The sequence below is a fragment of the Diaphorobacter oryzae DSM 22780 genome, from assembly GCF_059568935.1.
Genome location: NZ_JCANUL010000001.1, coordinates 543,038 through 566,342, shown reverse-complemented (window position 1 = coordinate 566,342; position 23,305 = coordinate 543,038). Strand labels below are relative to the sequence as shown.

The window sequence follows — 23,305 nt, the reverse complement described above, 5'->3', positions numbered from 1 at the left end:
CTATGACCCGTCTGGGCCGTTGCTCAGATGAAAGGATGCCGCGTGGCAGCCAGCCACGGCATCCTTCTCCAGACACTTGCTTGCGCGGCCTTATGCTGCCTGGCGCAGCTTCACCACGGGGAAGTCCACGGGCACGGCGAATGCAATGTTGATGTAGTTCGTGAAAAGATTCAGGGCGACGTGCGCGAGTATTTCGACGATCTCCTCATTGCTGAAGCCGGCATCGCGCACCGCCTGCACGTCGGCATCGCTCACCTGCCCGCGCGCATCGACCAGTTTCAGCGCGAAGCGCAGAGCAGCGGCGGTCTTGGGGTCGGACGATTCGCCGGCCTGTGCTGCGGCAAGCTCATCGGACGTGGCTCCAGCCTTGCGGCCCAGCACGGTGTGCGCGGCCAGGCAGTATTCGCACGAATTGCGGTCGGCCACGGCCACAGCAATCTGCTCGCCGAGCTTGGCACCGATGGCGCCTCCACCCAAAGCGCCGAACGAGCCCCACAGGCTCTTGAGGGCTGCCGTGGAATTGGCGGTGGCTTTGAACATGGCGGGCGTTGCGCCGAAGGCGCCGTGGATCTGTGTCAGCAGCGCTTGGCGTTCGCCGGCGGCGCTGCTGGTTTCGATAAGGGGAACTCGGGACATGATGGAACTCCTTGAGATTGGTAGAGGCCGTACGCAGGGGCTGCGCACAGAAGAAATGGTAAGTAGAATTTTTGGACTTATATTGGATAAATGTCCATGAAAGTTGTCCAAGAATCCAAAAATCAGACTGAACCATCTCCGTCTTCGATAGATCGGCTGTCCGCGGTGCTGGATCGCTTTCGCGTGCGGGCTGCGCTCTTCCACTCTGGGATGCTGTGTGGAAACCACAGCTTCGAGGCGCAGCCGGGTCGTGCATTCATGCACGTCCTACGGCGGGGGGGGATGGAAGTACGGCATCTACCTGGCGAGGCCGCGGTGCCGAACCTGCGCCTCACCGAGCCCACACTGCTCCTCTACCCCAGGCCGCTGCACCATATGTTCGTAAACCCGCCGCAAGACGGCGCAGACTTCACCTGCGCAACATTGGACTTCGACGGCGGTGATCGCAATCCGATCGTGCGGTCACTGCCTTGGGTCATCAGCGTGCCGCTGGATGCCATCGAAGGGCTGCAACCTGCGTTGGATCTGTTGTTTGCGGAAGCCGACCATGTGCGCTGCGGCTCGCGCCTGCTCGCCAACAGATTGTTCGAGGTCGTGCTGATACAACTGCTCCGCTGGATCATTGACCATCCCACGCAGGCCGGTGTCACCAGCGGCCTGGTCATGGGACTGTCCGAACCGCGCCTGGCCAAGTCTTTGGTGGCGTTGCACCATGCGCCGCACGAAGACTGGTCGCTGGAGCGGATGGCGACGATGGCTGGCATGTCGCGTAGCGCATTTGCGGCTGCGTTTAAGGCAGCAACTGGTACCACGCCAGCTTCCTACTTGACCGATTGGCGGTTGACCCTTGCGACATCCATGCTGCGGGCAGGACAACCGGTGAAGCAGATTGCCGCGGAACTGGGCTTCTCTGGTACGGCATCCCTGTCCAAGGTGTTCCGGCAGCGCATGGGGGCTTCGCCGCGCGAGTGGCTGGCTGCGTCGGGCTCGGTGGAGGCCGTCCCTCAGAGCAGGTAGTGATCGGCCAGCAGCGCTGCAAAAGTTCCGGCCAAGTGCCACAGCGACCAGCGGAAGGTCTTCATTGCCAACGCGTCGGAATAGTGCTGTCGTAGCTGCCAAGCATGAAGGCAGAATACCCCGCTCAAGACCACTGCCACACACAGATAGAGCCACGAGCTCATGCCCAGAGCAACTGGCAGAACGCAGACCCCCAGCAGTGCCAGTGTGTAGTAGAAAACGGCCCGGCATGTGTAATCGCGGCCGTGGGTCACAGGCAGCATCGGCAGGCCTGCCCGGCGATAGTCCTCGGCCCGGTACAGCGCCAGGGCCCAGAAGTGAGGGGGCGTCCAGATGAAGATGATCAGAAAGAGCAGCCAGGCCTCGGCAGATACCGTGCCGTGCATGGCGGCCCAGCCGAGCACGGGTGGCATGGCGCCGGCTGCGCCGCCCAGCACGATGTTCTGGGATGTACGAGGTTTGAGCACGATGGTGTAGACCATCGCATAGCCGACGAACGCCGTCAGCGTCAGCCACAACGTCAGTCCATTGACGTAGCGCCAGAGAATCCAGGCGCCAATGACGCACAGGGCGGACAGAAACAGTAGCACCTGCCCGTCCTGCAGCTCACCCCTGGCGGTAGGGCGCCAATCAGTCCGACGCATGCGCGCGTCGATGCGCTTTTCCACCAGGCAGTTGAAGGCCGCTGCGGCCGAGGCCACCAGCCAGATGCCCAGGCAGGCGGTCGCTATGCGCCTCCACTGGGTGGCTGTGGGCCAGTTTTCGAGCGCGAGCAACATGCCGATGGCTGCGCAGAAAACGATCAGTTGAACGATCCGTGGCTTGGTCAAACCCCAGAGTTGCGACCAGCGGGTTCGTGCGCCCCGGTAGAGAACGATGGTCTTCACGAATGGGGTACCTCTACACGCTGGTCCAGCGCACCGCTGTGAGACTCGGGGGCAGGGCACAGCTCCAGGCTCCGGGTCGCTGCCACGCCAATGGCCGATATGACCCGCATCGGTTCATCCCTCGCACCGTTCGAAGTCGCGAAGATATGCCACCAGCGCATCGACTCCTTCATCGGTCATCGCGTTGTAGAGACTGGCGCGCATTCCCCCCACAGAGCTGTGACCCCTGAGTTGCAAGAGTCCCCGCTGGGCGGCGCCGTCCAGAAACGCAGTCTCACGCCGCTCATCCGCCAGGAAGAACGGCACGTTCATTCGTGAGCGAACGGCCGGCTGCACCTTGTTTTCATAGAGACCGCTGGCATCAATGGCCGCGTACAGCTTGTTTGCCTGCCGTTCGTTGCGGGCGCGCAGCGCGGGCACGCCGGTCAGATTCCCTTCCCGTTGCCTGAGCATCCATTGCGCCATCAGACCGACAAGGTAGATTCCCCAGGTCGGGGGCGTGTTGTACATCGACTGATGACGTGCGACCAGCTCGTAGTCGAAGGCGCTAGGGCAAATGGATAGCGCGCGCCCAAGCAGTTCCTCGCGGACGAAGACCAGTGTCAGCCCGGCGGGGCCCAAGTTCTTCTGTGCGCCGGCGAAGGCCATTCCCACACGACTCCAGTCGAGAGGGCGCGAGGCAATGTCTGAGGAGCAATCCACGACGAGCGGCGCACGTGAGCCCAAGGCCGCCAGGTCGGGCAACTCGGGAAACTGAACGCCCTCGATGGTCTCGTTGCTGCAAATATGCACATAGGCCGCATCCGTGCTGACCCGCCAGGCCGAAGCAGAGGGAATGTCGGTGAAACCCGCCGGTTCCGAACTGGCCGCGACACGGGCGGCGTGGACGTACTTGCCCGCTTCGCTGCGGGACTTCTTGCTCCAGCTACCCGTCAGCACGAAGTCGACGACCCCTGCCTGGGACAGATTGAGGGGTGCGATCGCATTCTCACCAATGCCGCCGCCCTGAAGGAACAGGATGTGGAACTCGTCGGGCACTTCGAGCAGCGTGCGCAGATCTGACACCGCCTGCTCGTAGATCGAGATGAACTCGTTGCTTCGGTGGCTCATCTCCATCACGCCCATGCCGCAGCCGTTCCAGTCCAGCATGTCATTGGCCGCCTGTCGGAGCACCTCTTCAGGCAGCACTGACGGCCCCGGACTGAAGTTGAACGGTCGCCTCCATGCGACAAGTCCGGTGTTCATGTGATTCATGGGATTCCGCTTCCTTTCAAGCTCAAAAACCTCGATGCGACAACTGCATATTGCATGCTTGTTTATATTGTCATGTGACATAGTGTGTTGTGTCTAGGTACAATTGTGGCAATCCATGAATCTTTTGCCCAATGACTATGTCGGTCCTGCTGCAGCGCCACGCCCCCATGCACCTGTTGACGCGATGTGCTGGTCGCTTGGCGCAATGCCGCCACCCCTGGGTCGCGCAGTTGCTGATACGCACGTTCGTGCGCTGGCACGGCATTGACCTGCATGAGGCCATGCGCAGTGACCCGTGTTCTTATCGAGACTTCAACGACTTCTTCGTCAGGACGCTGCGGCCGGGCGTTCGCCCTTTGGCCGCGGCGGATTGGACGAGCCCCGTGGATGGAACTGTGAGTCAGATGGGGCGAATCCAGGCGGGGCAGATGATCCAGGCCAAGCAGCGTGCATACAGCGCAGCGCAACTGTTGGCGGATGCTTCCCTTGCGCATCAGCTTGAAGGTGGGAGCTTCACCACCGTATACCTGAGCCCACGTGACTACCATCGGGTTCACATGCCTTGCGAAGGGCGGTTGCTGGGTATGCGCCATGTGCCGGGCAAGCTGTTCTCCGTCAGACCAGAGATCGTGCAGGGCATTGACGGATTGCTAGCCCGCAACGAACGGCTCGTTTGCTGGTTCGAGCACCCTTGGCATGGCGTCTTCGCCATGGTGCTGGTAGGCGCCGCCATCGTCGGCAGCATCGGCACCGCGTGGCACGGGGTCGTAGCGCCCCCCAGGCATGCGCGCATCCAGCAATGGAATTACGCCGATGCGGATGCTTGCTCGCCGCCCATGCATTTCGCCCAGGGGGAAGAGATGGGGCTTTTCCAGCTGGGCTCCACCGTCGTCCTGCTGATGCCGCAAGCGGCATGGCAATTCGATGCCCAATGGCAGGTGGGAGAGGCGGTGCGGCTCGGACAGGCGATCGCCAGGCTGGCCTGAGCCGCGCGCTCAGGACCTAGCGGCTATCGCCGGAGGGCAGGGGAAGACCAATCGGTTAATAGCCCTGCCATGCGGGAGCGGCTGGCTTGCCATGCGGGTTCTCCTGCAAATGCACATGCCATGGCCCCAGACAATCCAGCAGCAAGCAATCGTCCACGCTGGCCAGGTTGTCCTTGTGCCGAGTTTGTGCACCGGCGAGCAGGCATTCCAGGGCCCGCTGCTTGGCTTGTGCGGCATCTTCGGCGACGAAGAGCCCAAACGCATGCTGCTCCACAAGGGTTTCCGGCAGGTATCCGCCGACATTGACGAAGTACAGGTGCTTGCCGCTTTGCGCCGGCGCCTGTGACAACCGTATGTCATGCCCGTCCGCCCAGGTGATGACGCTATAGCCGTCAATATGCAGCTTGTGCTTGTTGCCGAACCAGGCCTCGCGCAGAAGGGGCCATGCGTCCCGAGGACAGCGGACAGCGGCAAACTGCACGTCATGCACTTCAATATTCGACCTTCCGGCACCGCCGCCCAGGTAGAACATGTGCAACTCCGTGGAGGTCTGTGGCGAGCCGGCTTCTCTCAAGGTCATGGCCACGCCTCATCGCAGATGAGCGTGGATAGCAGGCGGCTGGACCTTTCCCGCTTCGTTGTGATGAGCGGCAAAGCTCCTCCGTACGTTCCCTGGTCAAACATAGCGGACTTCTTTTTTCGGCGTGCTCTCGATTCCATCAAGCCACGCTTGGAACACCTCGATGGAGGCCGTGGCCAGACGTTCCCGCACTTGCCGTGCCTGGGCACGCAGCGTGCGTGGCTCCATGCCGGCTTGCCCGAGCTCGCAAGCATGGCCGACCAGCCAATGTTCGATATGGCGGGTGTCGGCCTCCAGGTGGAACTGAAGCCCCAGCACCGTGTCGCCCATTGAAAATGCCTGGTTCGTACCGATCGCCGTGCCGGCCAGCCGCACGGCGCCAGGGGGAATGTCGAACTGGTCGCCATGCCAGTGCAGCACCGGCGTCTGCCCCAGCGCGGCCAGCACGGAATGCCGGCCCAACTCCGTCAGCTGGAGCGGACTGAACCCGATCTCCTTGGTGCCCAACGCGTAAACACGGGCGCCCAGGGCGCGGGCCATCAGCTGTGCGCCCAGGCAGATGCCGAGTATGGGTCTCTGGCTGGCGAGCCGGCCCCGCACCAGTGCGAGTTCGTCCGATAGGAATGGGTAGATCGCCTCGTCAAAGGCACCGACCGGACCGCCCAGCACCACCAGCAGGTCCGGCGCCTGCGCGTCCAGTCGGCGCAGGTCGTCCACAGGTGCATCGACATACTGCACGGCATAGCCCCGCTCGCGCAGCAGGGGCCCCAGCGTACCCAGATCCTCAAAATGGACATGGCGGATGGCAAGGGCGGTTTTCATGGTCGATATGGCTCCTGGATATGTGCGATGGACCAAGTTGGCGAGCCAATTTATATCTCTGAGATGGCTCGATGCTTCAGGCCATTTCTTCCTGGAGGCGCAGACCAATTGTTCGGGTGCGCCCCAACAGTCGGTACCAAGGAAGCTCAGGCCCTTGGCTCGATCAAGGCCGTGTGCCCGGAAACTCCAGAAGGTCGCGCTCCACCTGTGCGCGGCGACCGATGACCAATGCATGCCCAGCGTGCGGACACTCCACGTCGTTTGCAGGGCGAATGGCCTTGGCGGCCATGCGTCCACTCGGAACGCCCAGTGTCGTATCCCGGACGGTCGTATGGTCGTCTGCGCTGAATGCAGGCGGTAGCCCACACATGATGTCTTCAAGTCCACTGTGCGCTTCGGACATGAGGGCGCCGTACACTCGCCGGTTTGCTTCTTGCTGAGCGCCCGCTCCACAGGACAGGCAGGGCCGTGTGCTCCTGGCCCTCGCAGTGCTCAAGCTGCCGACAGCCTGTCCGGGTCTTGGCTGCTACTCGTTCACAACACGCTCAAACCAACAACAAGGATCTTCTGCACCATGTCGCTCCATCTCAGCCTTGGCCCCCTGGTCTCCCTGATCGCCGGTATCCTGATCCTCATCAGGCCCAAGCTGCTGCACATCATCGTTGGCCTGTACCTGGTCGTGATGGGCGTGCTGGGGCTGCTGGGGATCCACACATTGCGGCTGTGAACCGTGAGGGGCGGCTGAGCTGGCCGCCTCCTCACGCCGGGCACTGTCCCGAGGGGCAGCGCGAGGGCTCAGCGCTTGCGCTTGGAGGGCGTGCCGCCCTTGCGCGAGGGGCTGGCCTGGGCCGTTCGGGTGGATGAGCGGCCGGAGGGCTGCTTGGCGCTGGCCCGCGTCTTGGAGGCGGTGGTCAGGCGCACGGGCAGGTACATCACCACGCTTTCGCCGGCCCTGAAGCTGCTGGAAGTTTTCACGTCGTTCCAGTCGGCCACATCGGCGGCGCTGACCCTGTAGCGGCGGGCGATGCTGGCCACGGTGTCGCGCTTGCCGGCACGCACCGTGGTGCGGCGCGTGACGCTCTCGGGCGTGAAGGCGATCTGTCCGTTGTCGGCCAGGTGGCTGGAAACATCCTGGTGCGTGGTAGCGGCGCGCGGCACCATCAGGGCCGATCCGGCCTTGATCATCATGCGTGGCGGAATGCCGTTCACCTGCCGCAGGTCGCCCTCGCTCATGCCGGTGCGATGGGCGGCGGCGGACACGCTCATGGTGCTGGGCACGGTCCACACCGTCCAACTGGCGTACTGGCCTTCGGTGTAGGCCTCGAGGTTCTTGCGAAACACCTGCGCGTTGTCCCAGGGCAGCAGGATTTGCGGCATTCCCGCGGCCAGGATCACGGGCCGGTGCAGCGAGGGGTTGAGCGCCCGGAAGTCCTCCAGGCGAATACCTGCCAGGTTGGCGACCAGCGACACGTCGATGTCGCGCGTGATCTCCACGCTCTGGAAGTAGGGATGGTTCTCGATCAGCGGCAGTTCGGTGCTGAACTTTTGCGGGGCCGCCACGATGTTCTTCACCGCCTGCAGCTTGGGCACGTACATGCGCGTCTCGGCGGGCATGCTCAGCTCGGTATAGCTCGTACCCAGGCCCTGCTTTTCGTTGCGGGCGATGGCGCGCGCCACGCTGCCTTCGCCCCAGTTATAGGCGGCCAGCGCCAGGTGCCAGTCGCCAAACATGCCATAGAGCTTCTGCAGGTAGTCCAGCGCGGCGCGGGTGGAGGCCAGCACGTCGCGCCGGTCGTCGCGGAAGGCGTTCTGCTTGAGGTCGAAGTAGGTGCCGGTGGCCGGCATGAACTGCCACATGCCGGCCGCCTTGGCGCTGGAGACGGCCTGCGGGTTGAAGGCGCTCTCGATATAGGGCAGCAGGGCCAGTTCGGTGGGCATGCCGCGGCGCTCCAGCTCTTCGACGATGTGAAACAGGTACTTGCTGGAGCGCTCGGTCATGCGCTGCATGTAGTCGGGGCGGGTGGCATACCACTGCTCCCGGTCGCGCACCAGGTCGGTTTCCAGGTCGGGCATGGCGAAGCCGCGGCGGATGCGGTCCCAAAGGTCGGCGGGGGCGCTGATGCCGGCCACGGCGTAGCTGCCGGCGGCTCCTGCCGTGATGGGCCGCAGCGGGCCCGAAGGGTACACCGGCGTGTGGCTGGCGGTGGTTTCGTTGGTGCTGCCGGGCGAGGTGCCGGCGGCGGAATCGCCCGGGGTGCCGGTGGTGGCGCAACCGGTCAGCCACAGCAGGCTTGCCAGCCACAGAATGTGCAGGATTCTCATTGGAACTCGTTCTTCCATTGGCGCAGCGCGGCCAGCACGGCCACGGGTTCGCGAAGGTCCACGTGTGCGTCATAGCCACGGGCCGCCTGGGCGACCGTGGTTTCGCGCGTGCGCAGAAAGGGATTGATGGCGCGTTCCGTGGCCATGCGCGAGGGCAGCGTAGGCTGCCCGGCGCGGCGCAGGGATTCGCAGTCGGTGATGTACTGGAGCAGTGCCGCGTTGCAAGGTTCCACGGCGCGTGCAAATTTCAGGTTCGACAGCGTGTACTCGTGGGCGCAGCACACGCGGGTGTCGCCGGGCAGGGCCGCCAGCGCATCGAGCGACGCCTGCATCTGCGCGGGCGTGCCCTCGAACAGGCGCCCGCAGCCGCCCGAGAACAGCGTATCGCCGCAGAACAGCAGCGGCGTGCCGTCCACATCGGGGCAGTAGTAGGCGATGTGGCCCGCCGTATGGCCGGGCACGGACAGCACTGCAAAGTGCAGGCCCAGCACCTGGACCGCATCGCCGCCGCTCAGGCGCGTGATGGGTTCGGGCATTGGCTCATGGGCGGGGCCGTACACCGCGGCGCCGGTGGCTTCCCGCAGGGCGGGCACGCCGCCGACATGATCGCCGTGGTGGTGCGTGACTAGAATCGCCTGCAGTGACAACCCCATGTCGCGCAGCGCCTGCAGCACCGGCGCTGCATCGCCTGGGTCCACCACGACCGCATGGTGCGCGTCGTGCAGCATCCAGATGTAGTTGTCGGTAAAGGCGGGCAATGGCAGCAAGGTCATGAGCGGCGAAATTATAGGTTTGCACCGTTGGTTCGACTCTCCACCGGGCCGCTACCTGATGGCCTGGGAGCAGGAGCGTTACGACGAGCTGGTGGCCGACATCTTCGGCTACCACGCGCTGCAGCTCGGCATGCCGGGCTTGGCGGGCCTGCGCAGCAACCGCATGCCGCACCGCTGGCTGGCGGTGGGCGAGGGCGAGGCGCAACTGCTGAGGCAGGGCGGGGTGCCTGCCGGGGCAGACGCAGTGGCGCCGGCACTGCTGGCGGAGTCCGTGGCCCTGCCGTTTGCCGAGGGCAGCCTGGATCTGGTGGCCATGCCCCACACGCTGGAGCTGAGCGTGGACCCGCACACCGCGCTGCGCGAGGTGCAGCGCGTGCTGGTGCCCGAAGGCCGCGCCGTGATCAGCGGCCTGAACCCCTGGAGCCTGTGGGGTCTGCGCCAGCGCCGTGCGCGGCTGTACCAGCGCTGCGGCGCGGGCTGGCAGCCGTACCTGCCGGACGTGGGGGAGTTCTTCGCGCCGGGCCGCCTGCGCGACTGGCTGCGCCTGCTGGGCTTCGAGCTGGAGTCCGTGAGCTTTGGCTGCTACCGGCCCGCGGTGACCAGCCAGCGCTGGCTGCAGCGCTATGACTGGATGGACGGCCTGGGGGCGCGCTGGTGGCCGATACTCGGGGCCGCCTATGTGATCGTCGCGGTCAAGCGCGTGCAGGGCATGCGCCTGCTGGAGCCGTCCTGGCGCAAGGCGCCGCAGGCGGCTGCCGCGCAGGTGCAGGTGGCGCGGCGCCAGCGCGCCGGCGCCGACAACCCGCCCTGAAGGGCGGGCTTTTTGTTTTTTGGGAGCTTTTTTTGAATCAGGTGGTGATCTATACCGACGGTGCGTGCAAGGGCAATCCGGGCCCCGGCGGTTGGGGGGCGGTGCTGCGTTCGGGCACGCTGGAAAAGGAACTGTTTGGCGGCGAGCTGGGAACCACCAACAACCGCATGGAACTGATGGCCGTGATCCAGGCGCTGGGGGCGCTCAAGCGCCCCTGCCAGGTCGCGCTGTACCTGGACAGCCAGTACGTGCGCCAGGGCATCACCGAGTGGATCCACGGCTGGAAGAAGAAGGGCTGGCGCACGGCCAGCGGCCAGCCGGTGAAGAACGTGGAGCTGTGGCAGCGCCTGGACGAACTGGCGCACCAGGCGGGTCACCGCATCGAGTGGCACTGGGTCAAGGGCCATGCGGGCGACCCGGGCAACGAGCACGCCGACGCGCTGGCCAACAAGGGCGTGGAGCAGGCACTGGGGCGCTGAGCGCGGGCGCCTTCAGGCGCCGGCCGTGATGCTGTGCACGGCCTCCAGAATGCTCTGCGCCGTCTGCGGGCGCACCAGGCGCGCGGCCTCTTGGCCGTCGCGCAGAAAGACCAGCGTGGGCCAGAGCTTCACGCCGAAGCTGCGCCCCAGGCGCTGGCCGGGGCCGTCTTCCACCTTCAGGTGCTGCACCTCGGCGCGGTCCTGCAGCGCCTGCGCGATGAGCGGCTGGGCGCGCTGGCAGTGGCCGCACCAGGGCGTGCCGAACTCAATCACGGCGGCGCCCGGGAGCCGGTCCACGGCCTCGCGCGTGGGCGGGGTGGCCAGGTGGGTGGCGGCAAAGGGCATGGCGATCCTTGCGTGGGGCGCGCGCCTTATATCGCGCCGTCGAACATCATCACATCCACCAGGTCGCCCGGGGCCACATGGCCCTGGCCGTGGTGCAGCACGATGAGGCCATTGGCCTGCACCATGGAGCTGAGCACGCCCGAGCCCTGGTTGCCGGTGGTGCGCACCTGCAGCGAACCGTCCGCCGCCGTGGTGACCAGACCGCGCTGGTACTCGGTGCGGCCGGCCTTCTTGCGCATGGCCTCGGTGCTGGTGGCGCGCAGCAGGGGCGGCGCGCCGCGCGTGCTGCCCATCATGCGCAGCAGCGCGGGCCGCACGAAGGCGAGGAAGGTGACCATCACGGCCACCGGGTTGCCCGGCAGGCCGAACAGCACGCTGCCGCCCGATGTGGTTACATTGCTATTATTTTGGTAGCTATTCGCGCTTGATGGATGGGCGTCAGGTGCCGATTTGGCTTGTATTTCTGGCCGGATGCGGCCCACGGCCATGGGCCGGCCCGGGCGCATGGCGATGCGCCAGAAGGCCACGTCGCCCAGTTGCTTCATCATGCTGCGCGTGTGGTCGGCCTCGCCCACGCTCACGCCGCCGCTGGTGATGACGGCGTCGGCCTCGGCGGCCGCACGGCGGAAGGCCGCCAGCAGCAGCGCGGGCTCGTCGCGCACCACGCCCAGGTCGATCACCTGCACGCCCAGGCGCGTGAGCAGGCCGAACACCGTGTAGCGGTTGCTGTCGTACACCGCGCCCTCGCGCGGCGGTTCGCCCAGCGTCAGGATCTCGTCGCCCGTGGAGAAGTACGCCACGCGCAGGCGGCGGTACACGGTCACCGTCTTCAGGCCCAGACTGGCCACCAGGCCCATGGCGGCGGGCGTCAGAAGCTCTCCTTTTGGTAGCGCCACGCGGCCCTGCAGAAGGTCCTCGCCCCGCAGCCGGCGGTTGTCGCCACGGCGCAGCACGTCGGCGGCGATGCGCAGGGTGCCGTCGGCTTCGGTGGTGGTGAACTCCTGCGGCACCACGGTGTCCAGCCCGGCGGGCATGATGGCGCCGGTCATGATCTTCACGCACTCGCCCGCGGCCACGTCGCCCGCCCAGGCCGTGCCGGCGAAGGCCGTGGGGCCCACGGGGCGCAGCAGCAGCGGCTGGCCGGCTTGCAGCTGCGCGCCGTCGAAGGCGTAGCCGTCCATGGCGGAGTTGTCGTGCGGCGGCACGCTGATGGGCGACACCACGTCCTGCGCCAGCACGCGGCCCAGGGCGTCGAAGATGCCGACCTGCTCGGTCTCGGTGACGGGTGCCACCAGGCGCTCCAGAAAGGCGTTCACGTCGGCGGCGCGCAGGGACTGCGGGTCGTAGCCCTGCAGTTCGGCGGCGATCTGGTCAATGGTCTTCATGGGGTAGGGGCCGTGGGCCGGGCTGGAGGGCGGGCGTGCAGCCCTTCCAGGGCCTGCAGTTCGGCCAGGGTGTTGGCGTTGTAGAAGGCGTGGCCGTCGTCACCCGGCTGGTCGAAGGGCTCGACGGCGCAGGGGTGCAGGGCGGTCCAGCGGTGGATCGTGCGCCCGCCGTCGCCCGTGAAGCGGGCCAGGCTCTCGCGCAGCGACGCGCGCAGCAGGCAGAACACGGGCTGGGGGCGCACCTGCATGGCGCCACTCTCGTCGGCTTCGGGGGCGGAGGCGATGGCGATGTCGGCGCCCTCGCGCTCGGCGGCCCGGGCCAGGCGCGCGGCCAGGTCGGGCGGGAACAGCGGCGTGTCGCAGGGCACGGTCAGCAGCCAGGGCGTTGTGCAGCGCTCCAGCCCCGTGAGGAAGCCCGCCAGCGGACCAGCGTAGCCGGCCAGGCCGTCGGGCCAGACCGGCAGGCCGAACGCCTCGTAGGCCGGCAGGTTGCGGTTGGCGTTGATCGCCACATGGCCCACCTGGGGCAGCAGCCGCGCCAGCGCGTGCTGCGCCAGCGGCAGGCCGCGAAAGGGCTGCAGGCCCTTGTCCACCCCGCCCATGCGGGAGCCCCGCCCGCCGGCGAGAAGGAGGCCTGTGATGTCGTGGGTGTCGATCATGGGGCGTGTCGAGGACGGCGGGGGGCTGCGGCGCCGGTGCGGCGCCCCGGCCCGCTCAGCCGCCGATGTAGCTCATTTCCACGCGCCGCTGGCCCTGGCCCGCGTCGGGCGGCAGGCTGGCGCGCAGTTCGGAATAGCGGTCGCCGCGGCCCTGCCAGATGTGGGCGAGGGCGGCGCTGACCTGCGCATCGCTGGCGTTGCCGCGCAGCAGGCTGCGCAGGTCCCAGCCCTGCGAGGCGAACAGGCACAGGTACAGCCGCCCCTCCATGGACAGGCGGGCGCGGTTGCAGTCGCCGCAGAAGGCCTGGGTGACGCTGCTGATCACGCCCACCTCGCCCAGCGACGGGTCGTGGCGGCCGTCGGCGCCCGTGTAGCCCCAGCGCTTGGCGGTTTCGCCGGAGGACTGGGCGGCCAGGGGCACCAGCGGCAGCTCGGACTGCAGGCGTGCGATCACCTCGGCCGAGGGCAGCACCTCGTCCATGCGCCAGCCGTTGGTGGCGCCCACGTCCATGTACTCAATGAAGCGCAGGGTGATGCCCGTGCCGCGGAAGTGGCGCGCCATGGCCAGGATCTCGTGGTCGTTCGTGCCGCGCTTGACCACCATGTTGACCTTGATGTGGGCCAGGCCCGCGGCCTGTGCGGCCTCGATGCCGGCCAGCACCTCGGCCACGGGGAAGTCCACGTCGTTCATGCGGCGGAACACCGCATCCTGCAGGCTGTCCAGGCTCACGGTGACGCGCTGCAGGCCCGCGGCCTTGAGCGCGCGCGCCTTGCGCGCCAGCAGCGAGCCGTTGGTGGTGAGCGTGAGGTCGGGCGTGCGGCCGTCCAGGGTGCGCAGCTCGGCCAGCTGGGCGACGAGGTTCTCCAGGCCCTTGCGCAGCAGGGGCTCGCCGCCCGTGAGGCGGATCTTGCGCACGCCATGCGCCATGAACAGGCGCGCCAGCCGCGTGATCTCCTCGAAGCTCAGCAGGTCGCTGTGCGGCAGGTAGCGGTAGTGCTTGTCGAACACTTCCTTGGGCATGCAGTAGCCGCAGCGGAAGTTGCAGCGGTCGGTGACGCTGATGCGCAGGTCGCGCAGCGGCCGCCCGAACATGTCTTGCAGCAGTCCGGTGGCGGGCATGGCATCTGCGCCGGCGGGCACGGTGGGCAGCAGCGCCATGCTGCGCTGGTCCACGAGAGGAATGACACGTTCAGCCATGGCCAAATTGTGCCCCATGGACGCCGTAGGGGTATGGCGAGAGGCGGGCAAATTGATGTGTGTCAATCCGCTGTCGCAGGCGGGACAGCGCTGCCATTTGACAAGGGTCAGTGGCGGTGCAGGGGGGCAATTTGAGAATCGGACGCATGCACAACCCTTGCCCCCACCCCACCCCTTCTTCCTCCGCCTCCTGCCGCCGGGGCCGCCGCACCGCCGTGCGCGCGCTGGCCACCGTGCTGCTGGTGCCGGCGCTGCCGCTGTCGGCCCAGGCGCGCATGGCCCTGGCCACGGCCATCAACCGCACCGCGCGCTTTCGGGCGCTGTCGCAGCGCGCGGCCAAGGCCTATGGCCAGCTGCACCTGAACGTGGCGCCCGAGCGCGCCCGCGAGGTGCTGGAGCACACGCGCCGCCAGGTGCGCTCGGGGTTCGAGGACATGGACCGCCAGAGCTGGCCGCCCGAGGTGGCGCGCCTGCTGGGCGACGTGCGCCGCAACGCGGACCGCCTGGATGCGCTCACCGCCCAGGCGCCCTCCAAGGAGGGCTTCCATGCCGTGTCGGCCCAGGCCGACCAGATGATGGCGGCCGCCAACACCGCCACCGAGGCCCTGGAGCGCCTGGCCCAGGCGCCCACGGCGCGGCTGGTGAACACCGCCGGGCGCCAGCGCATGCTCTCGCAGCGCCTGGCCAAGAACTACGCGCTCACGGCCGCGGGCCTGGACGGCCGCGCCGTGCGCGAGCAGGTGGCGGGTGACGCCGACGAGTTCCAGCGCGCCCTGGCGCAGCTGACCAAGGCGCCCATCTCCACCCCCGCCATCCGCTCGGCGCTGGAACTGGGCCAGGCCCAGTGGCTGTTCTTCGACGCGGCCCTCAAGCGCCAGCCCGACGCGCGCGGCCTGGAGGCGGTGGCCACCACCAGCGAACGCCTGCTGGAGGTCATGGACAGCCTCACCTCGCTGTACGAGGTCGCCCTGCAGGACGTGCTGGGCTGACCCCGCGCACCTGACGCACCCGGGTGCAGCGCACCGCGGCCACGCATGAATTTCGCACAACCATTGGAGACCATCGCATGCCCCTGCCCAGCCATTCCCTTGTGACCACCGCCGCACGGCGGCGCGCCTTCCTGGCCCTTGGCGCCGCAGTGGGCGGCGGGCTGGCCCTGGGCGGACCCGCCTGGGCCGCGCCCCGGGCGCCGCTGGCCGCCGCCATCAACCGCGCCGCGCGTTTTCGCGCGCTGTCGCAGCGCATGGCCAAGGCCTATGCGCTGCTGCTGCTCGACGTGGAGGCCAAGGGGGCGCAGGCGGCACTGGGCACGTCACGCAAGCTGGCGGCCGCGGGTTTCGAGGAGCTGGACCGCGGCGGCTGGGGCGCCGAGGTGGCCGCGCTGCTCACCCCGCTGCACCGCAGCTTCGACGCCTTCGACGCCGCACTGGCGCGCCCCCTCAGCCGCGAGGGGCTGGCGGACGTATCCCGGCATTCCAACCAGGTGCTGGTGGCCGCGGATCTGCTGACCGAGGCGCTGGAGCGGCAGTCCAGCTCCGCGGGCGACAGGCTGGTAAACCTGGCCGGGCGCCAGCGCATGCTGTCGCAGCGGCTGGCCAAGAACTACTGCCTGGTGGCGGCGGGCCTGGACGATGCAACGGTGCAGGAGCAGCGCCGGCTGGACGTCGAGGAGTTCCGCCGCACGCTGTCCGCGCTGGCCCAGGCGCCGGCAACTACCGGCGCTATCCGCGCCGACCTGCAGGCGGGCGAGGCGCAGTGGGTGTTCTACGAGGCTGCCCTGGTGCGCACGCCCGACCCGCGCGGCGTGCGCAACGTGGCCATGGCCAGCGAGCGCATGCTGGAGATCATGGACGGCATGGTCGTGAAGTACGAGGCGGCGGCCACCGCGGCCGCGGCCTGACGGGCAGGTTGGATGCAAAAACAGCACCTGGTGCTTGTGCATCAAGCGTTGGGCGCTATTGTTTTGGGAGTGTTTCGCGCGTTCAGGCCGCCGTCTTGGCCGGCAGCGGCGCGCGGCCGTGGAACTGCGGGTAATGCACCTTCACGCCATCGCCGTTGAAGTCCCAGCCCGTGCACTGACCCAGGTGGCGCGGCGGCTCGTCGCCCTCGCTCTTGAACGCGGCATGGATGGTCTGGAACGTGGCCGTGGCCAGGTTGAACAGCAGCTCGCGCAGGTGGGTGCAGCTGGCCACGCCGCCCAGGTGCGTCTGGATGGCCTGGCGCCAGCCGCGCACCATGCTGCAGCCCACCATGGCCTGCAGGGCGCGCTGGGCCTCGGAGCAGCCGGCCAGGGGATGGGAGTCCATGGCGGACTCGATGGCGCGCACGACCAGATGGCGGTCCACCGTCACGCGCAGCCACAGGTGGTGCACGGGCTCGCCCGCGCGGCGCACCCGGGCGGGGTCGCGCAGCGAGGGCAGGTCGTGGGTCTTGCTGTCGTGCAGCTCGCCCTCGATGTCCCATAGGCCATCCTCGCGTTCGAAACCCTGGTAGGTGACGCGGCGGACATGCTGGGCGGTGCGGGGAACGGGAGGCGACAGGGGCATGGGAAAAACGCGGGAAACAAAAAAGGCGGGACAAACCGGGGCGGGCCGGCACCGCGGTGCCACGGCCCGCCACGAAGATCAACCGTGGCGGATGGCCACGGTCTTGAGCGTGGTGAAGCCGTAGAGCGCCTCGAAGCCCTTCTCGCGCCCGTGGCCGCTGGACTTCACGCCGCCGAAGGGCAGCTCCACCCCGCCGGCCGCACCGTAGTTGTTGATGAACACCTGGCCGCTGGCGATGCGCCGCGCCATGCGGAACTGGCGCGCGCCGTCGCGCGTCCACACGCCGGCCACCAGCCCGAAGGGCGTGCCGTTGGCCAGTTCCACCGCGTGGTCTTCGTCATGGAAGGCCATGGCGGCCAGCACGGGGCCGAAGATCTCTTCCTGCGCCAGGCGGTGCTGCGCCGGCACGTCACGCAGCAGGGTGGGGGCCTGGTAGAAGCCGGTGTCGGGCGCCTCGTCCACCACCGTGCCCTGGGCCACCAGGGGAATGCCGGCGACCTGCGCGTCGGACAGAAAGTCCCACACGCGCTGCTGCTGGCTCTGGCGGATCAGCGGGCCCAGGTTCAGGTCCATGGCCGCGGGGCCCACGCGCAGCGCCTCGAAGGCCTTGCCCAGGCGTTCAAGCAGGGGCTCGTAGATCAGCGAGTCGATCAGCACGCGCGAGCCGGCCGAGCAGGTCTGGCCGGCGTTCTGCACGATGCCGTTGACGATCATGGGCACGGCAGCGTCCAGGTCGGCGTCGGCAAAGACGATCTGCGGGCTCTTGCCGCCCAGCTCCAGGGTCACGGGGCAGTGGCGCTCGGCGGCGGCCTGCTGGATCAGCGTGCCCACCGTGGGGCTGCCGGTGAAGCTGATGTGCTGGATGCCCGGGTGGCGCGCCAGCGCGTCGCCCACCTCATGCCCGTAGCCGGTCACGATGTTCAGGGCGCCGGCCGGGAAGCCCACCTCGGCCGCGAGCTGGGCCACGCGCAGCAGGGACAGGCAGGCGTCCTCGGCCGGCTTGACCACGCACACGTTGCCGGCGGCCAGCGCGCCGCCCACGCAGCGGCCGAAGATCTGCATGGGGTAGTTCCACGGCACGATGTGGCCGGTCACGCCATGGGGCTCGCGCCAGGTGAGCACGCTGAAGCCGTCGGGGTAGGGGATGGTCTCGCCGTGCAGCTTGTCGCAGGCGCCGGCGTAGAACTCGAAGTAGCGCGCCAGCGCATGGGCGTCGGCGCGGGCCTGGCTGGTGGGCTTGCCGCAGTCGCGCTGCTCGATGGCGGCCAGCTCTTCGGCATGCTCGGTGATCTTGTGGGACAGGCGCATCAGCAGGCGGCCGCGCTCGGCCGGTGCCAGCTTGCGCCACACGCTTTCGTAGCACTGCTGCGCGGCGCGCACGGCGGCGTCGATGTCCTCGGGCGTGCCGCGCTGGATCTCGTCGTAGGGCTGGCCGTCGGAGGGGTCGATGACGGCGATGGTGCGCCCGGAGGTCGAGGCCACGCCCGCATTGGCAATGTAGTGGAGCTGCATGCCCTGATTGTGCGGCAGGCGCGCGCGGCGCGCTGGGCTGAAGCCAAACTGGCCTCTGGCGCCCAGTGGTAAAGCGCTGGCAGCTCTCTTTTTGATAGCTTTCTGTTCAGCCCGCGTGGAACTTCACCACCAGCGGCACGATGAGCAGCGCCACGATGTTGATGATCTTGATGAGCGGGTTCACCGCCGGGCCGGCCGTGTCCTTGTAGGGGTCGCCCACGGTGTCGCCGGTCACGGCGGCCTTGTGCGCGTCGCTGCCCTTGCCGCCGTGGTGGCCGTCCTCGATGTACTTCTTGGCGTTGTCCCAGGCGCCGCCGCCGGTGCACATGCTGATGGCCACGAACAGGCCCGTGACGATGGTGCCCATGAGCAGGCCGCCGAGCGCCTGCGGGCCGAGCGCCAGGCCCACGACGATGGGCACGGCCACGGGCAGCAGGCTGGGGATCACCATCTCCTTGATGGCGGCGCTGGTCAGCATGTCCACGGCGCGGCCGTATTCGGGCTTGGCCGTGCCGTCCATGATGCCGGGAATGTCGCGGAACTGGCGGCGCACCTCCACCACCACGCTGCCGGCCGCGCGACCCACGGCCTCCATGGCCATGGCGCCGAACAGGTAGGGAACCAGCCCGCCGATGAACAGGCCGACGATGACCATGGGGTCCGACAGGTCGAAGCGCACCGCCATGCCGTAGCTCTCCAGCTTGTGCGTGTAGTCGGCGAACAGCACCAGCGCCGCCAGGCCCGCCGAGCCGATGGCGTAGCCCTTGGTCACGGCCTTGGTGGTGTTGCCCACGGCGTCCAGCGGGTCGGTGATGTCGCGCACGCTGCTGGGCAGCTCGGCCATCTCGGCAATGCCGCCGGCGTTGTCGGTGATGGGGCCGTAGGCGTCCAGCGCCACCACGATGCCCGCCATGCTGAGCATGGACATGGCGGCCACGGCCACGCCGTACAGGCCGGCCAGCATGTACGACACGATGATGGCCGCGCACACGAAGAGCACCGGCCAGGCCGTGGAGCGCATGGATACGCCCAGCCCGGCGATGATGTTGGTGCCGTGGCCGGTGGTGGAGGCCTGGGCGATGTGGCGCACGGGCGAGTACTGGGTGCCGGTGTAGAACTCGGTGATCCACACCAGCGCGGCCGTGAGCACCAGCCCCGTGGCGCAGGCGCCGAACAGGCGCGCCTGCGCCCCCGTGCCGCCCAGGGCGTTGTCGGGAATCACCCAGGCGGTGACGAACCAGAAGGCGACGAGCGAGAGCACGCCCGCAATGGCCAGGCCGCGGTACAGCGCGGGCATGACGTTCTTCATGCCCGGGCCGGCCTGCACGAAGAAGCAGCCGATGATGGAGGCGATGATGGAGACCGCCCCCAGCGCTAGCGGGTAGGCCACGGCCGCCACGGGCGCCGTGCCGACCAGCAGCGCGCCCAGCACCATGGTGGCGATGAGCGTGACGGCGTAGGTCTCGAACAGGTCGGCCGCCATGCCGGCGCAGTCGCCCACGTTGTCACCCACGTTGTCGGCGATCACGGCGGGGTTGCGCGGGTCGTCCTCGGGGATGCCGGCCTCCACCTTGCCCACCAGGTCGGCGCCCACGTCGGCGCCCTTGGTGAAGATGCCGCCGCCCAGCCGCGCGAAGATGGAAATCAGCGACGAGCCGAACGCAAAGCCGATGAGCGGGTTGAGCAGCGCCGGCAGATTGGCCGTGGGGGTTAGCCGGCCGTTGCCCACCAGCACCCACGCGAAGGCCGTCACCCCCAGCAGGCCCAGGCCCACCACCAGCATGCCGGTGATGGCGCCGCCGCGAAACGCCACGTCAAGCGCCGGCCCCATGCCCCGCGTGGCCGCCTGCGCCGTGCGCACGTTGGCCCGCACCGAGACGTTCATGCCGATGAAGCCGCAGGCGCCCGAGAGCACGGCGCCGACGACGAAGCCCACGGCGGTGGTGGCGTCGAGGAACACGCCGATGAGCACGGCCAGCACCAGGCCCGCCAGGGCGATGGTCTTGTATTGCCGCGCCAGATAGGCGGATGCGCCGGTCTGGATGGCGGCGGCGATCTCCTGCATGCGGGCGTTGCCCGCGTCCTTGGAAAGAATCCAGCTGCGGGCCCACAGGCCGTAGGCCACAGCAATCAGTCCGCAAACCAGAGCCAGGATGAGAGGGGCAGTCAGCGCTGAGGTGGTGCCAGCCATGCGTGTATCTCCATCGGTTGTCAGTTGCACGGAAAGGAAACACGCAACGCGGGCGGTGGTGCTTCCGCAGCGTTGCTTCCTCGCCATGACCGGCACCGCAGCGCGCGGGAGACGATTGGCCAACGCAGCCAATTTACTGCGAAACATCTGTTTGCAAGCCGGCTGCAAGGAGCATGGGCCTAAAATCAGGGTTAATCCCGACCGAATACATGGGGCACTTTCGATGGTGCGGCCCGTGCGGGACCCGTGTCATTCCAACCACTCGCTTACTACAACCATGTCGCTGAACAACGTCAAGCCTGGCAAGAACCTTCCCGAAACCTTCAACGTGGTGGTCGAGATTCCGGCAGAGTCCGATCCGATCAAGTACGAGGTGGACAAGGAGTCGGGCGCCGTCTTCGTGGACCGCTTCCTGACCACGGCCATGTACTACCCCTGCAACTACGGCTACGTGCCCCAGACCCTGTCGGGCGACGGCGACCCCGTGGACGTGCTGGTGATCACGCCGTACCCGCTGCTGCCCGGCGTGGTCGTTCCCTGCCGCGCGCTCGGCATCCTCAAGATGGAGGACGAGGCCGGCGTGGACGGCAAGGTGCTGGCCGTGCCCACCACCAAGATTCTCAAGATGTACGAGAACTGGAAGACCGTGGAGGACGTGAACCCCATGCGCCTGAAGGCCATCAGCCACTTCTTCGAGCACTACAAGGACCTGGAAGAAGGCAAGTGGGTCAAGGTGCTGGGCTGGGAAGGCGTCGAGGCCGCCCACAGGGAAATCATGGACGGCATCGCAAACTACGCCAAGGGCTGAGCCCCAGGCGGCCGCCGTGGCCGCCGGTCTGTCAAAAAGCCTGCAGGCTCCTGGCCCGCAGGCTTTTTTGTGTCGCCGCCAGCGCGTGCCGCCACCCCGGTTTTGCACAATTGTCAGCATAGGTAACATCCGACTGCTATGCTGCCGGGGTTTGCAGCGCCGAGCGCCGGCACGGGCCGGCCCGCGCGTTCGCCCGAGACCATTTCCCTAGGAGTTGCCATGTTGTCTTCCACCGCCCAGCGTTCTTCCTCCGGCAATGCCAATGGCAGCGGCGCCGCGGAATACCTGACCTTCCGCCTGGGCCAGGAGGAGTACGGCATCGACATCCTGCGCGTGCAGGAGATCCGCTCCTACGAGCAGCCCACGCGCATGGCCCATGCGCCGGACTTCATCAAGGGCGTGATCGACCTGCGTGGCGTCATCGTGCCCATCGTCGATTTGCGCCTGAAGCTGCACTGCGCGACGGCCGAGTACACCGACTTCACCGTGGTCATCATCCTCAACGTGGGCGGCACGGTGCTGGGCGCGGTGGTGGATGCGGTGGCCGACGTGGTGGCCCTGCCGGCCGACGCGATCAGGCCCGCGCCGCAGTTCCAGAGCCAGGTGGATGCCTCGTTCGTGCGCGGCATCGCCTCGGTGGGCGAGCGCATGCTGATCGTGGTGGACATCGAGTCGCTGCTCAGCAGTTCCGAAATGGGCCTGGTGCAGCAGGCGGCCGTCGCCGCCTGAGGGCCCGCTCCCCGGCTTCAGCAAGGCGCGCCCACCGGGCGCGCTTTTTCTTGGTGCCAGGGCTTCAACCCGCCTGCCGGAAGGGGTTGCGCGCGCGCAGGTCCTCCAGGTAGTGCGCCATACCTTCGCCCTCGCGCGCCAGAAAGCGGTCCACGGCGTCGGCGAAGGCCGGGTGGGCCAGCCAGTGCGCGCTGCTGGCCTGCACGGGCAGCAGGGCGCGGGCCATCTTGTGTTCGCCCTGGGCGCCGCCCTCGAAGCGTTGCACGCCCTGCGCGATGCACCAGGCGATGGGCTGGTAGTAGCAGGCCTCGAAATGCAGGCAGTCCACGCGCTCCAGCGCACCCCAGTAGCGGCCGTAAGCAACAATGTTTTGGTCTTTTTGGCCTGTGGCGCTTGATAGATAAGCGCTGATAGCTATCAAACTGCTAGCGATTGGGCGGCCCGCGCGTTCCGCCACGAACAGCACCCAGGCCTCGGGCATGTGCCGCTGCATCTGCGTGAAGAACGCGCGCGTGAGGTAGGGCGGGTTGCCGTGTTCCAGGTAGGTGCGTTCGTAGCAGCGGTAGAAGAAGTCCCAGTCGGCGGCCGTGATCTCGCCGCCACGCAGCACGCGGAACCGCACGCCGGCCTCCGCCACGCGGCGGCGTTCCTGCCGGATCTTCTTGCGCTTGTCCTGCGACAGCGAGGCCAGGAAGTCGTCGAAGTCGCGGAAGCTGCCGCCGTCGGCGCCGTGGATTGCGGGGTGCCGGTTGTGCCAGTGGAACTGCACGGTGTGGCGCAGCATGAGCCCGGCCGCGCTTGCGGCGGCCACATCTTCCTCGCCAGCGAACAGCAGATGCAGCGACGACAAGCCGGCCTCGCCCGCCCAGGCCAGCAGAGCCTGCAGCAGCGCGGCCCGTGCAGCACTATCGCGCGCCAGCAGCCGCGTGCCGGGCACGGGCGTGAAGGGCACGGCCGCCACGGCCTTGGGGTAGTACGCCAGGCCGTGGCGCGCGTAGGCATCGGCCCAGGCCCAGTCGAAGACATATTCGCCGTAGGAATGCGCCTTGACGTAGAGGGCGCAGGCCGCGCACAGGGTGCTGCCTTGCCACAGGGTCACGAAGCAGGGCGTCCAGCCCGTGCGCGGCGTGGCGCTGCCGCTGGCCTCCAGCGCGGCCAGGTAGGCGTGGCGCATGAACGGCGTGGCCTGCGCCTGCATGTCCAGCAGGGCATTCCAGGCGGCGGCATCGACCTGGGTGGCCGAATCATGCAGGCGAAGTTCGTAGCGGGGGGCGGGGGCGGACAAGGGCGGCGGACGGGCGTGGAATGCGGGGCGCCCATCATGGCGCCAAAGCCGTTGCCCCGCGGGGCATGGGGGCACCGGGT

At 67.8% G+C, this 23,305-nt stretch carries 24 protein-coding genes; 9 read left to right on the top strand and 15 right to left on the bottom strand.

Annotated elements, in window-relative coordinates:
- Positions 1-90: 90 nt before the first annotated feature.
- Entirely contained in the window at positions 91-636 is a 546-nt protein-coding gene (locus BP68_RS02595; RefSeq protein ID WP_496368789.1) for a carboxymuconolactone decarboxylase family protein, read from the bottom strand.
- 147 nt (positions 637-783) lie between these two features.
- On the opposite strand from BP68_RS02595, the gene BP68_RS02590 reads away from it, so the two are divergent.
- On the top strand, positions 784-1,653 hold the full coding sequence (locus tag BP68_RS02590; protein WP_496369060.1) for an AraC family transcriptional regulator: 870 nt from the start codon (positions 784-786) through the stop codon (positions 1,651-1,653).
- Here the strand turns inward: BP68_RS02590 and cyoE are convergent.
- Complete coding sequence (gene cyoE, locus BP68_RS02585; protein WP_496368787.1) at positions 1,641-2,540, bottom strand: heme o synthase; 900 nt, start codon at positions 2,538-2,540, stop codon at positions 1,641-1,643. The two genes, BP68_RS02590 and cyoE, sit on opposite strands and share 13 nt — an antisense overlap.
- Positions 2,541-2,654: 114 nt before the next feature.
- Entirely contained in the window at positions 2,655-3,794 is a 1,140-nt protein-coding gene (gene serC / locus BP68_RS02580; RefSeq protein WP_496368785.1) for a 3-phosphoserine/phosphohydroxythreonine transaminase, read from the bottom strand.
- Positions 3,795-3,925: 131 nt separating this feature from the next.
- Here serC and asd point away from each other — a divergent pair, with 131 nt between their 5' ends.
- Positions 3,926-4,780 carry an archaetidylserine decarboxylase gene (gene asd, locus BP68_RS02575; RefSeq protein WP_496368783.1) on the top strand — a complete coding sequence of 285 codons (855 nt, stop codon included), beginning with the start codon at positions 3,926-3,928 and terminating at the stop codon, positions 4,778-4,780.
- 55 nt (positions 4,781-4,835) lie between these two features.
- Here the strand turns inward: asd and BP68_RS02570 are convergent, their stop codons facing one another.
- Both BP68_RS02570 and BP68_RS02565 read right to left on the bottom strand, forming a co-directional pair.
- Complete coding sequence (locus BP68_RS02570) at positions 4,836-5,312, bottom strand: DUF1543 domain-containing protein (RefSeq protein ID WP_496368781.1); 477 nt, start codon at positions 5,310-5,312, stop codon at positions 4,836-4,838.
- 144 nt (positions 5,313-5,456) lie between these two features.
- On the bottom strand, positions 5,457-6,182 hold the full coding sequence (locus tag BP68_RS02565; protein WP_496368779.1) for a glutamine amidotransferase: 726 nt from the start codon (positions 6,180-6,182) through the stop codon (positions 5,457-5,459).
- A 574-nt stretch (positions 6,183-6,756) separates the two neighbouring features.
- Between BP68_RS02565 and BP68_RS02560 the strand changes: the two genes are divergently transcribed.
- The gene (locus BP68_RS02560; protein WP_496368777.1) at positions 6,757-6,909 is read left to right on the top strand and encodes a DUF3096 domain-containing protein; all 153 of its coding nucleotides are present in this window, start codon (positions 6,757-6,759) and stop codon (positions 6,907-6,909) included.
- Positions 6,910-6,977: 68 nt separating this feature from the next.
- On the opposite strand, the gene BP68_RS02555 is transcribed toward BP68_RS02560, so the two are convergent.
- Together BP68_RS02555 and gloB are read right to left on the bottom strand one after the other, a co-directional pair.
- Positions 6,978-8,504 carry a transglycosylase SLT domain-containing protein gene (locus tag BP68_RS02555; protein ID WP_496368775.1) on the bottom strand — a complete coding sequence of 509 codons (1,527 nt, stop codon included), beginning with the start codon at positions 8,502-8,504 and terminating at the stop codon, positions 6,978-6,980.
- A complete protein-coding gene (gene gloB, locus BP68_RS02550; RefSeq protein WP_496368773.1) occupies positions 8,501-9,277 on the bottom strand; it encodes a hydroxyacylglutathione hydrolase in 777 nt (258 codons plus the stop codon). Before gloB ends, BP68_RS02555 begins: the two co-directional genes overlap by 4 nt.
- On the opposite strand from gloB, the gene BP68_RS02545 reads away from it, so the two are divergent.
- Both BP68_RS02545 and rnhA read left to right on the top strand, forming a co-directional pair.
- On the top strand, positions 9,276-10,088 hold the full coding sequence (locus BP68_RS02545) for a class I SAM-dependent methyltransferase (protein WP_496368771.1): 813 nt from the start codon (positions 9,276-9,278) through the stop codon (positions 10,086-10,088). The two genes, gloB and BP68_RS02545, sit on opposite strands and share 2 nt — an antisense overlap.
- Positions 10,089-10,120: 32 nt before the next feature.
- Positions 10,121-10,567, top strand: coding sequence for a ribonuclease HI (gene rnhA, locus BP68_RS02540; RefSeq protein ID WP_496368769.1), 447 nt, complete (start codon positions 10,121-10,123; stop codon positions 10,565-10,567).
- 12 nt (positions 10,568-10,579) lie between these two features.
- On the opposite strand, the gene BP68_RS02535 is transcribed toward rnhA, so the two are convergent.
- The 4 genes from BP68_RS02535 to moaA are packed head-to-tail and all read right to left on the bottom strand — an operon-like array spanning position 10,580 to position 14,154.
- Positions 10,580-10,912 carry a thioredoxin family protein gene (locus BP68_RS02535; protein WP_496368767.1) on the bottom strand — a complete coding sequence of 111 codons (333 nt, stop codon included), beginning with the start codon at positions 10,910-10,912 and terminating at the stop codon, positions 10,580-10,582.
- Positions 10,913-10,938: 26 nt separating this feature from the next.
- Complete coding sequence (gene moeA / locus BP68_RS02530; protein WP_496368765.1) at positions 10,939-12,297, bottom strand: molybdopterin molybdotransferase MoeA; 1,359 nt, start codon at positions 12,295-12,297, stop codon at positions 10,939-10,941.
- Positions 12,294-12,956, bottom strand: a complete 663-nt coding sequence (gene mobA / locus BP68_RS02525) for a molybdenum cofactor guanylyltransferase MobA (RefSeq protein ID WP_496368763.1) — start codon at positions 12,954-12,956, stop codon at positions 12,294-12,296. Before mobA ends, moeA begins: the two co-directional genes overlap by 4 nt.
- A gap of 55 nt (positions 12,957-13,011) precedes the next feature.
- A complete protein-coding gene (gene moaA / locus BP68_RS02520; RefSeq protein WP_496368761.1) occupies positions 13,012-14,154 on the bottom strand; it encodes a GTP 3',8-cyclase MoaA in 1,143 nt (380 codons plus the stop codon).
- A 146-nt stretch (positions 14,155-14,300) separates the two neighbouring features.
- Here moaA and BP68_RS02515 point away from each other — a divergent pair, with 146 nt between their 5' ends.
- Positions 14,301-15,143: a type IV pili methyl-accepting chemotaxis transducer N-terminal domain-containing protein gene (locus BP68_RS02515; protein ID WP_496368759.1), complete on the top strand. Its 843-nt coding sequence runs from the start codon at positions 14,301-14,303 to the stop codon at positions 15,141-15,143.
- Between the two features lie 77 nt (positions 15,144-15,220).
- Positions 15,221-16,054 carry a type IV pili methyl-accepting chemotaxis transducer N-terminal domain-containing protein gene (locus tag BP68_RS02510; RefSeq protein WP_496368757.1) on the top strand — a complete coding sequence of 278 codons (834 nt, stop codon included), beginning with the start codon at positions 15,221-15,223 and terminating at the stop codon, positions 16,052-16,054.
- 82 nt (positions 16,055-16,136) lie between these two features.
- Here the strand turns inward: BP68_RS02510 and BP68_RS02505 are convergent, their stop codons facing one another.
- The 3 genes from BP68_RS02505 to BP68_RS02495 all read right to left on the bottom strand — a co-directional run bounded on the left by BP68_RS02505 (position 16,137) and on the right by BP68_RS02495 (position 20,403).
- Positions 16,137-16,700 carry a DUF2889 domain-containing protein gene (locus BP68_RS02505; protein ID WP_496368755.1) on the bottom strand — a complete coding sequence of 188 codons (564 nt, stop codon included), beginning with the start codon at positions 16,698-16,700 and terminating at the stop codon, positions 16,137-16,139.
- Positions 16,701-16,778: 78 nt separating this feature from the next.
- On the bottom strand, positions 16,779-18,212 hold the full coding sequence (locus BP68_RS02500; RefSeq protein ID WP_496368753.1) for an aldehyde dehydrogenase family protein: 1,434 nt from the start codon (positions 18,210-18,212) through the stop codon (positions 16,779-16,781).
- 106 nt (positions 18,213-18,318) lie between these two features.
- Complete coding sequence (locus tag BP68_RS02495) at positions 18,319-20,403, bottom strand: sodium-translocating pyrophosphatase (protein WP_496368751.1); 2,085 nt, start codon at positions 20,401-20,403, stop codon at positions 18,319-18,321.
- A 277-nt stretch (positions 20,404-20,680) separates the two neighbouring features.
- On the opposite strand from BP68_RS02495, the gene ppa reads away from it, so the two are divergent.
- On the top strand, positions 20,681-21,211 hold the full coding sequence (gene ppa, locus BP68_RS02490; RefSeq protein ID WP_496368749.1) for an inorganic diphosphatase: 531 nt from the start codon (positions 20,681-20,683) through the stop codon (positions 21,209-21,211).
- 219 nt (positions 21,212-21,430) lie between these two features.
- Complete coding sequence (locus tag BP68_RS02485; protein WP_496368747.1) at positions 21,431-21,940, top strand: chemotaxis protein CheW; 510 nt, start codon at positions 21,431-21,433, stop codon at positions 21,938-21,940.
- Positions 21,941-22,004: 64 nt separating this feature from the next.
- Here the strand turns inward: BP68_RS02485 and BP68_RS02480 are convergent, their stop codons facing one another.
- Positions 22,005-23,225 carry a GNAT family N-acetyltransferase gene (locus BP68_RS02480; RefSeq protein ID WP_496368745.1) on the bottom strand — a complete coding sequence of 407 codons (1,221 nt, stop codon included), beginning with the start codon at positions 23,223-23,225 and terminating at the stop codon, positions 22,005-22,007.
- Positions 23,226-23,305 lie beyond the last annotated feature (80 nt).

Coding starts and splice junctions, on each gene's coding strand:
- BP68_RS02595 (WP_496368789.1), bottom strand. CDS start 636: ATGTCCCGAGTTCCCCTTATCGAAACCAGCAGCGCCGCCGGCGAACGC.
- serC (WP_496368785.1), bottom strand. CDS start 3,794: ATGAATCACATGAACACCGGACTTGTCGCATGGAGGCGACCGTTCAAC.
- asd (WP_496368783.1), top strand. CDS start 3,926: ATGACTATGTCGGTCCTGCTGCAGCGCCACGCCCCCATGCACCTGTTG.
- BP68_RS02570 (WP_496368781.1), bottom strand. CDS start 5,312: ATGTTCTACCTGGGCGGCGGTGCCGGAAGGTCGAATATTGAAGTGCAT.
- BP68_RS02565 (WP_496368779.1), bottom strand. CDS start 6,182: ATGAAAACCGCCCTTGCCATCCGCCATGTCCATTTTGAGGATCTGGGT.
- BP68_RS02560 (WP_496368777.1), top strand. CDS start 6,757: ATGTCGCTCCATCTCAGCCTTGGCCCCCTGGTCTCCCTGATCGCCGGT.
- BP68_RS02555 (WP_496368775.1), bottom strand. CDS start 8,504: ATGAGAATCCTGCACATTCTGTGGCTGGCAAGCCTGCTGTGGCTGACC.
- BP68_RS02545 (WP_496368771.1), top strand. CDS start 9,276: ATGAGCGGCGAAATTATAGGTTTGCACCGTTGGTTCGACTCTCCACCG.
- gloB (WP_496368773.1), bottom strand. CDS start 9,277: ATGACCTTGCTGCCATTGCCCGCCTTTACCGACAACTACATCTGGATG.
- BP68_RS02535 (WP_496368767.1), bottom strand. CDS start 10,912: ATGCCCTTTGCCGCCACCCACCTGGCCACCCCGCCCACGCGCGAGGCC.
- moeA (WP_496368765.1), bottom strand. CDS start 12,297: ATGAAGACCATTGACCAGATCGCCGCCGAACTGCAGGGCTACGACCCG.
- mobA (WP_496368763.1), bottom strand. CDS start 12,956: ATGATCGACACCCACGACATCACAGGCCTCCTTCTCGCCGGCGGGCGG.
- moaA (WP_496368761.1), bottom strand. CDS start 14,154: ATGGCTGAACGTGTCATTCCTCTCGTGGACCAGCGCAGCATGGCGCTG.
- BP68_RS02515 (WP_496368759.1), top strand. CDS start 14,301: ATGCACAACCCTTGCCCCCACCCCACCCCTTCTTCCTCCGCCTCCTGC.
- BP68_RS02510 (WP_496368757.1), top strand. CDS start 15,221: ATGCCCCTGCCCAGCCATTCCCTTGTGACCACCGCCGCACGGCGGCGC.
- BP68_RS02505 (WP_496368755.1), bottom strand. CDS start 16,700: ATGCCCCTGTCGCCTCCCGTTCCCCGCACCGCCCAGCATGTCCGCCGC.
- BP68_RS02500 (WP_496368753.1), bottom strand. CDS start 18,212: ATGCAGCTCCACTACATTGCCAATGCGGGCGTGGCCTCGACCTCCGGG.
- BP68_RS02495 (WP_496368751.1), bottom strand. CDS start 20,403: ATGGCTGGCACCACCTCAGCGCTGACTGCCCCTCTCATCCTGGCTCTG.
- ppa (WP_496368749.1), top strand. CDS start 20,681: ATGTCGCTGAACAACGTCAAGCCTGGCAAGAACCTTCCCGAAACCTTC.
- BP68_RS02485 (WP_496368747.1), top strand. CDS start 21,431: ATGTTGTCTTCCACCGCCCAGCGTTCTTCCTCCGGCAATGCCAATGGC.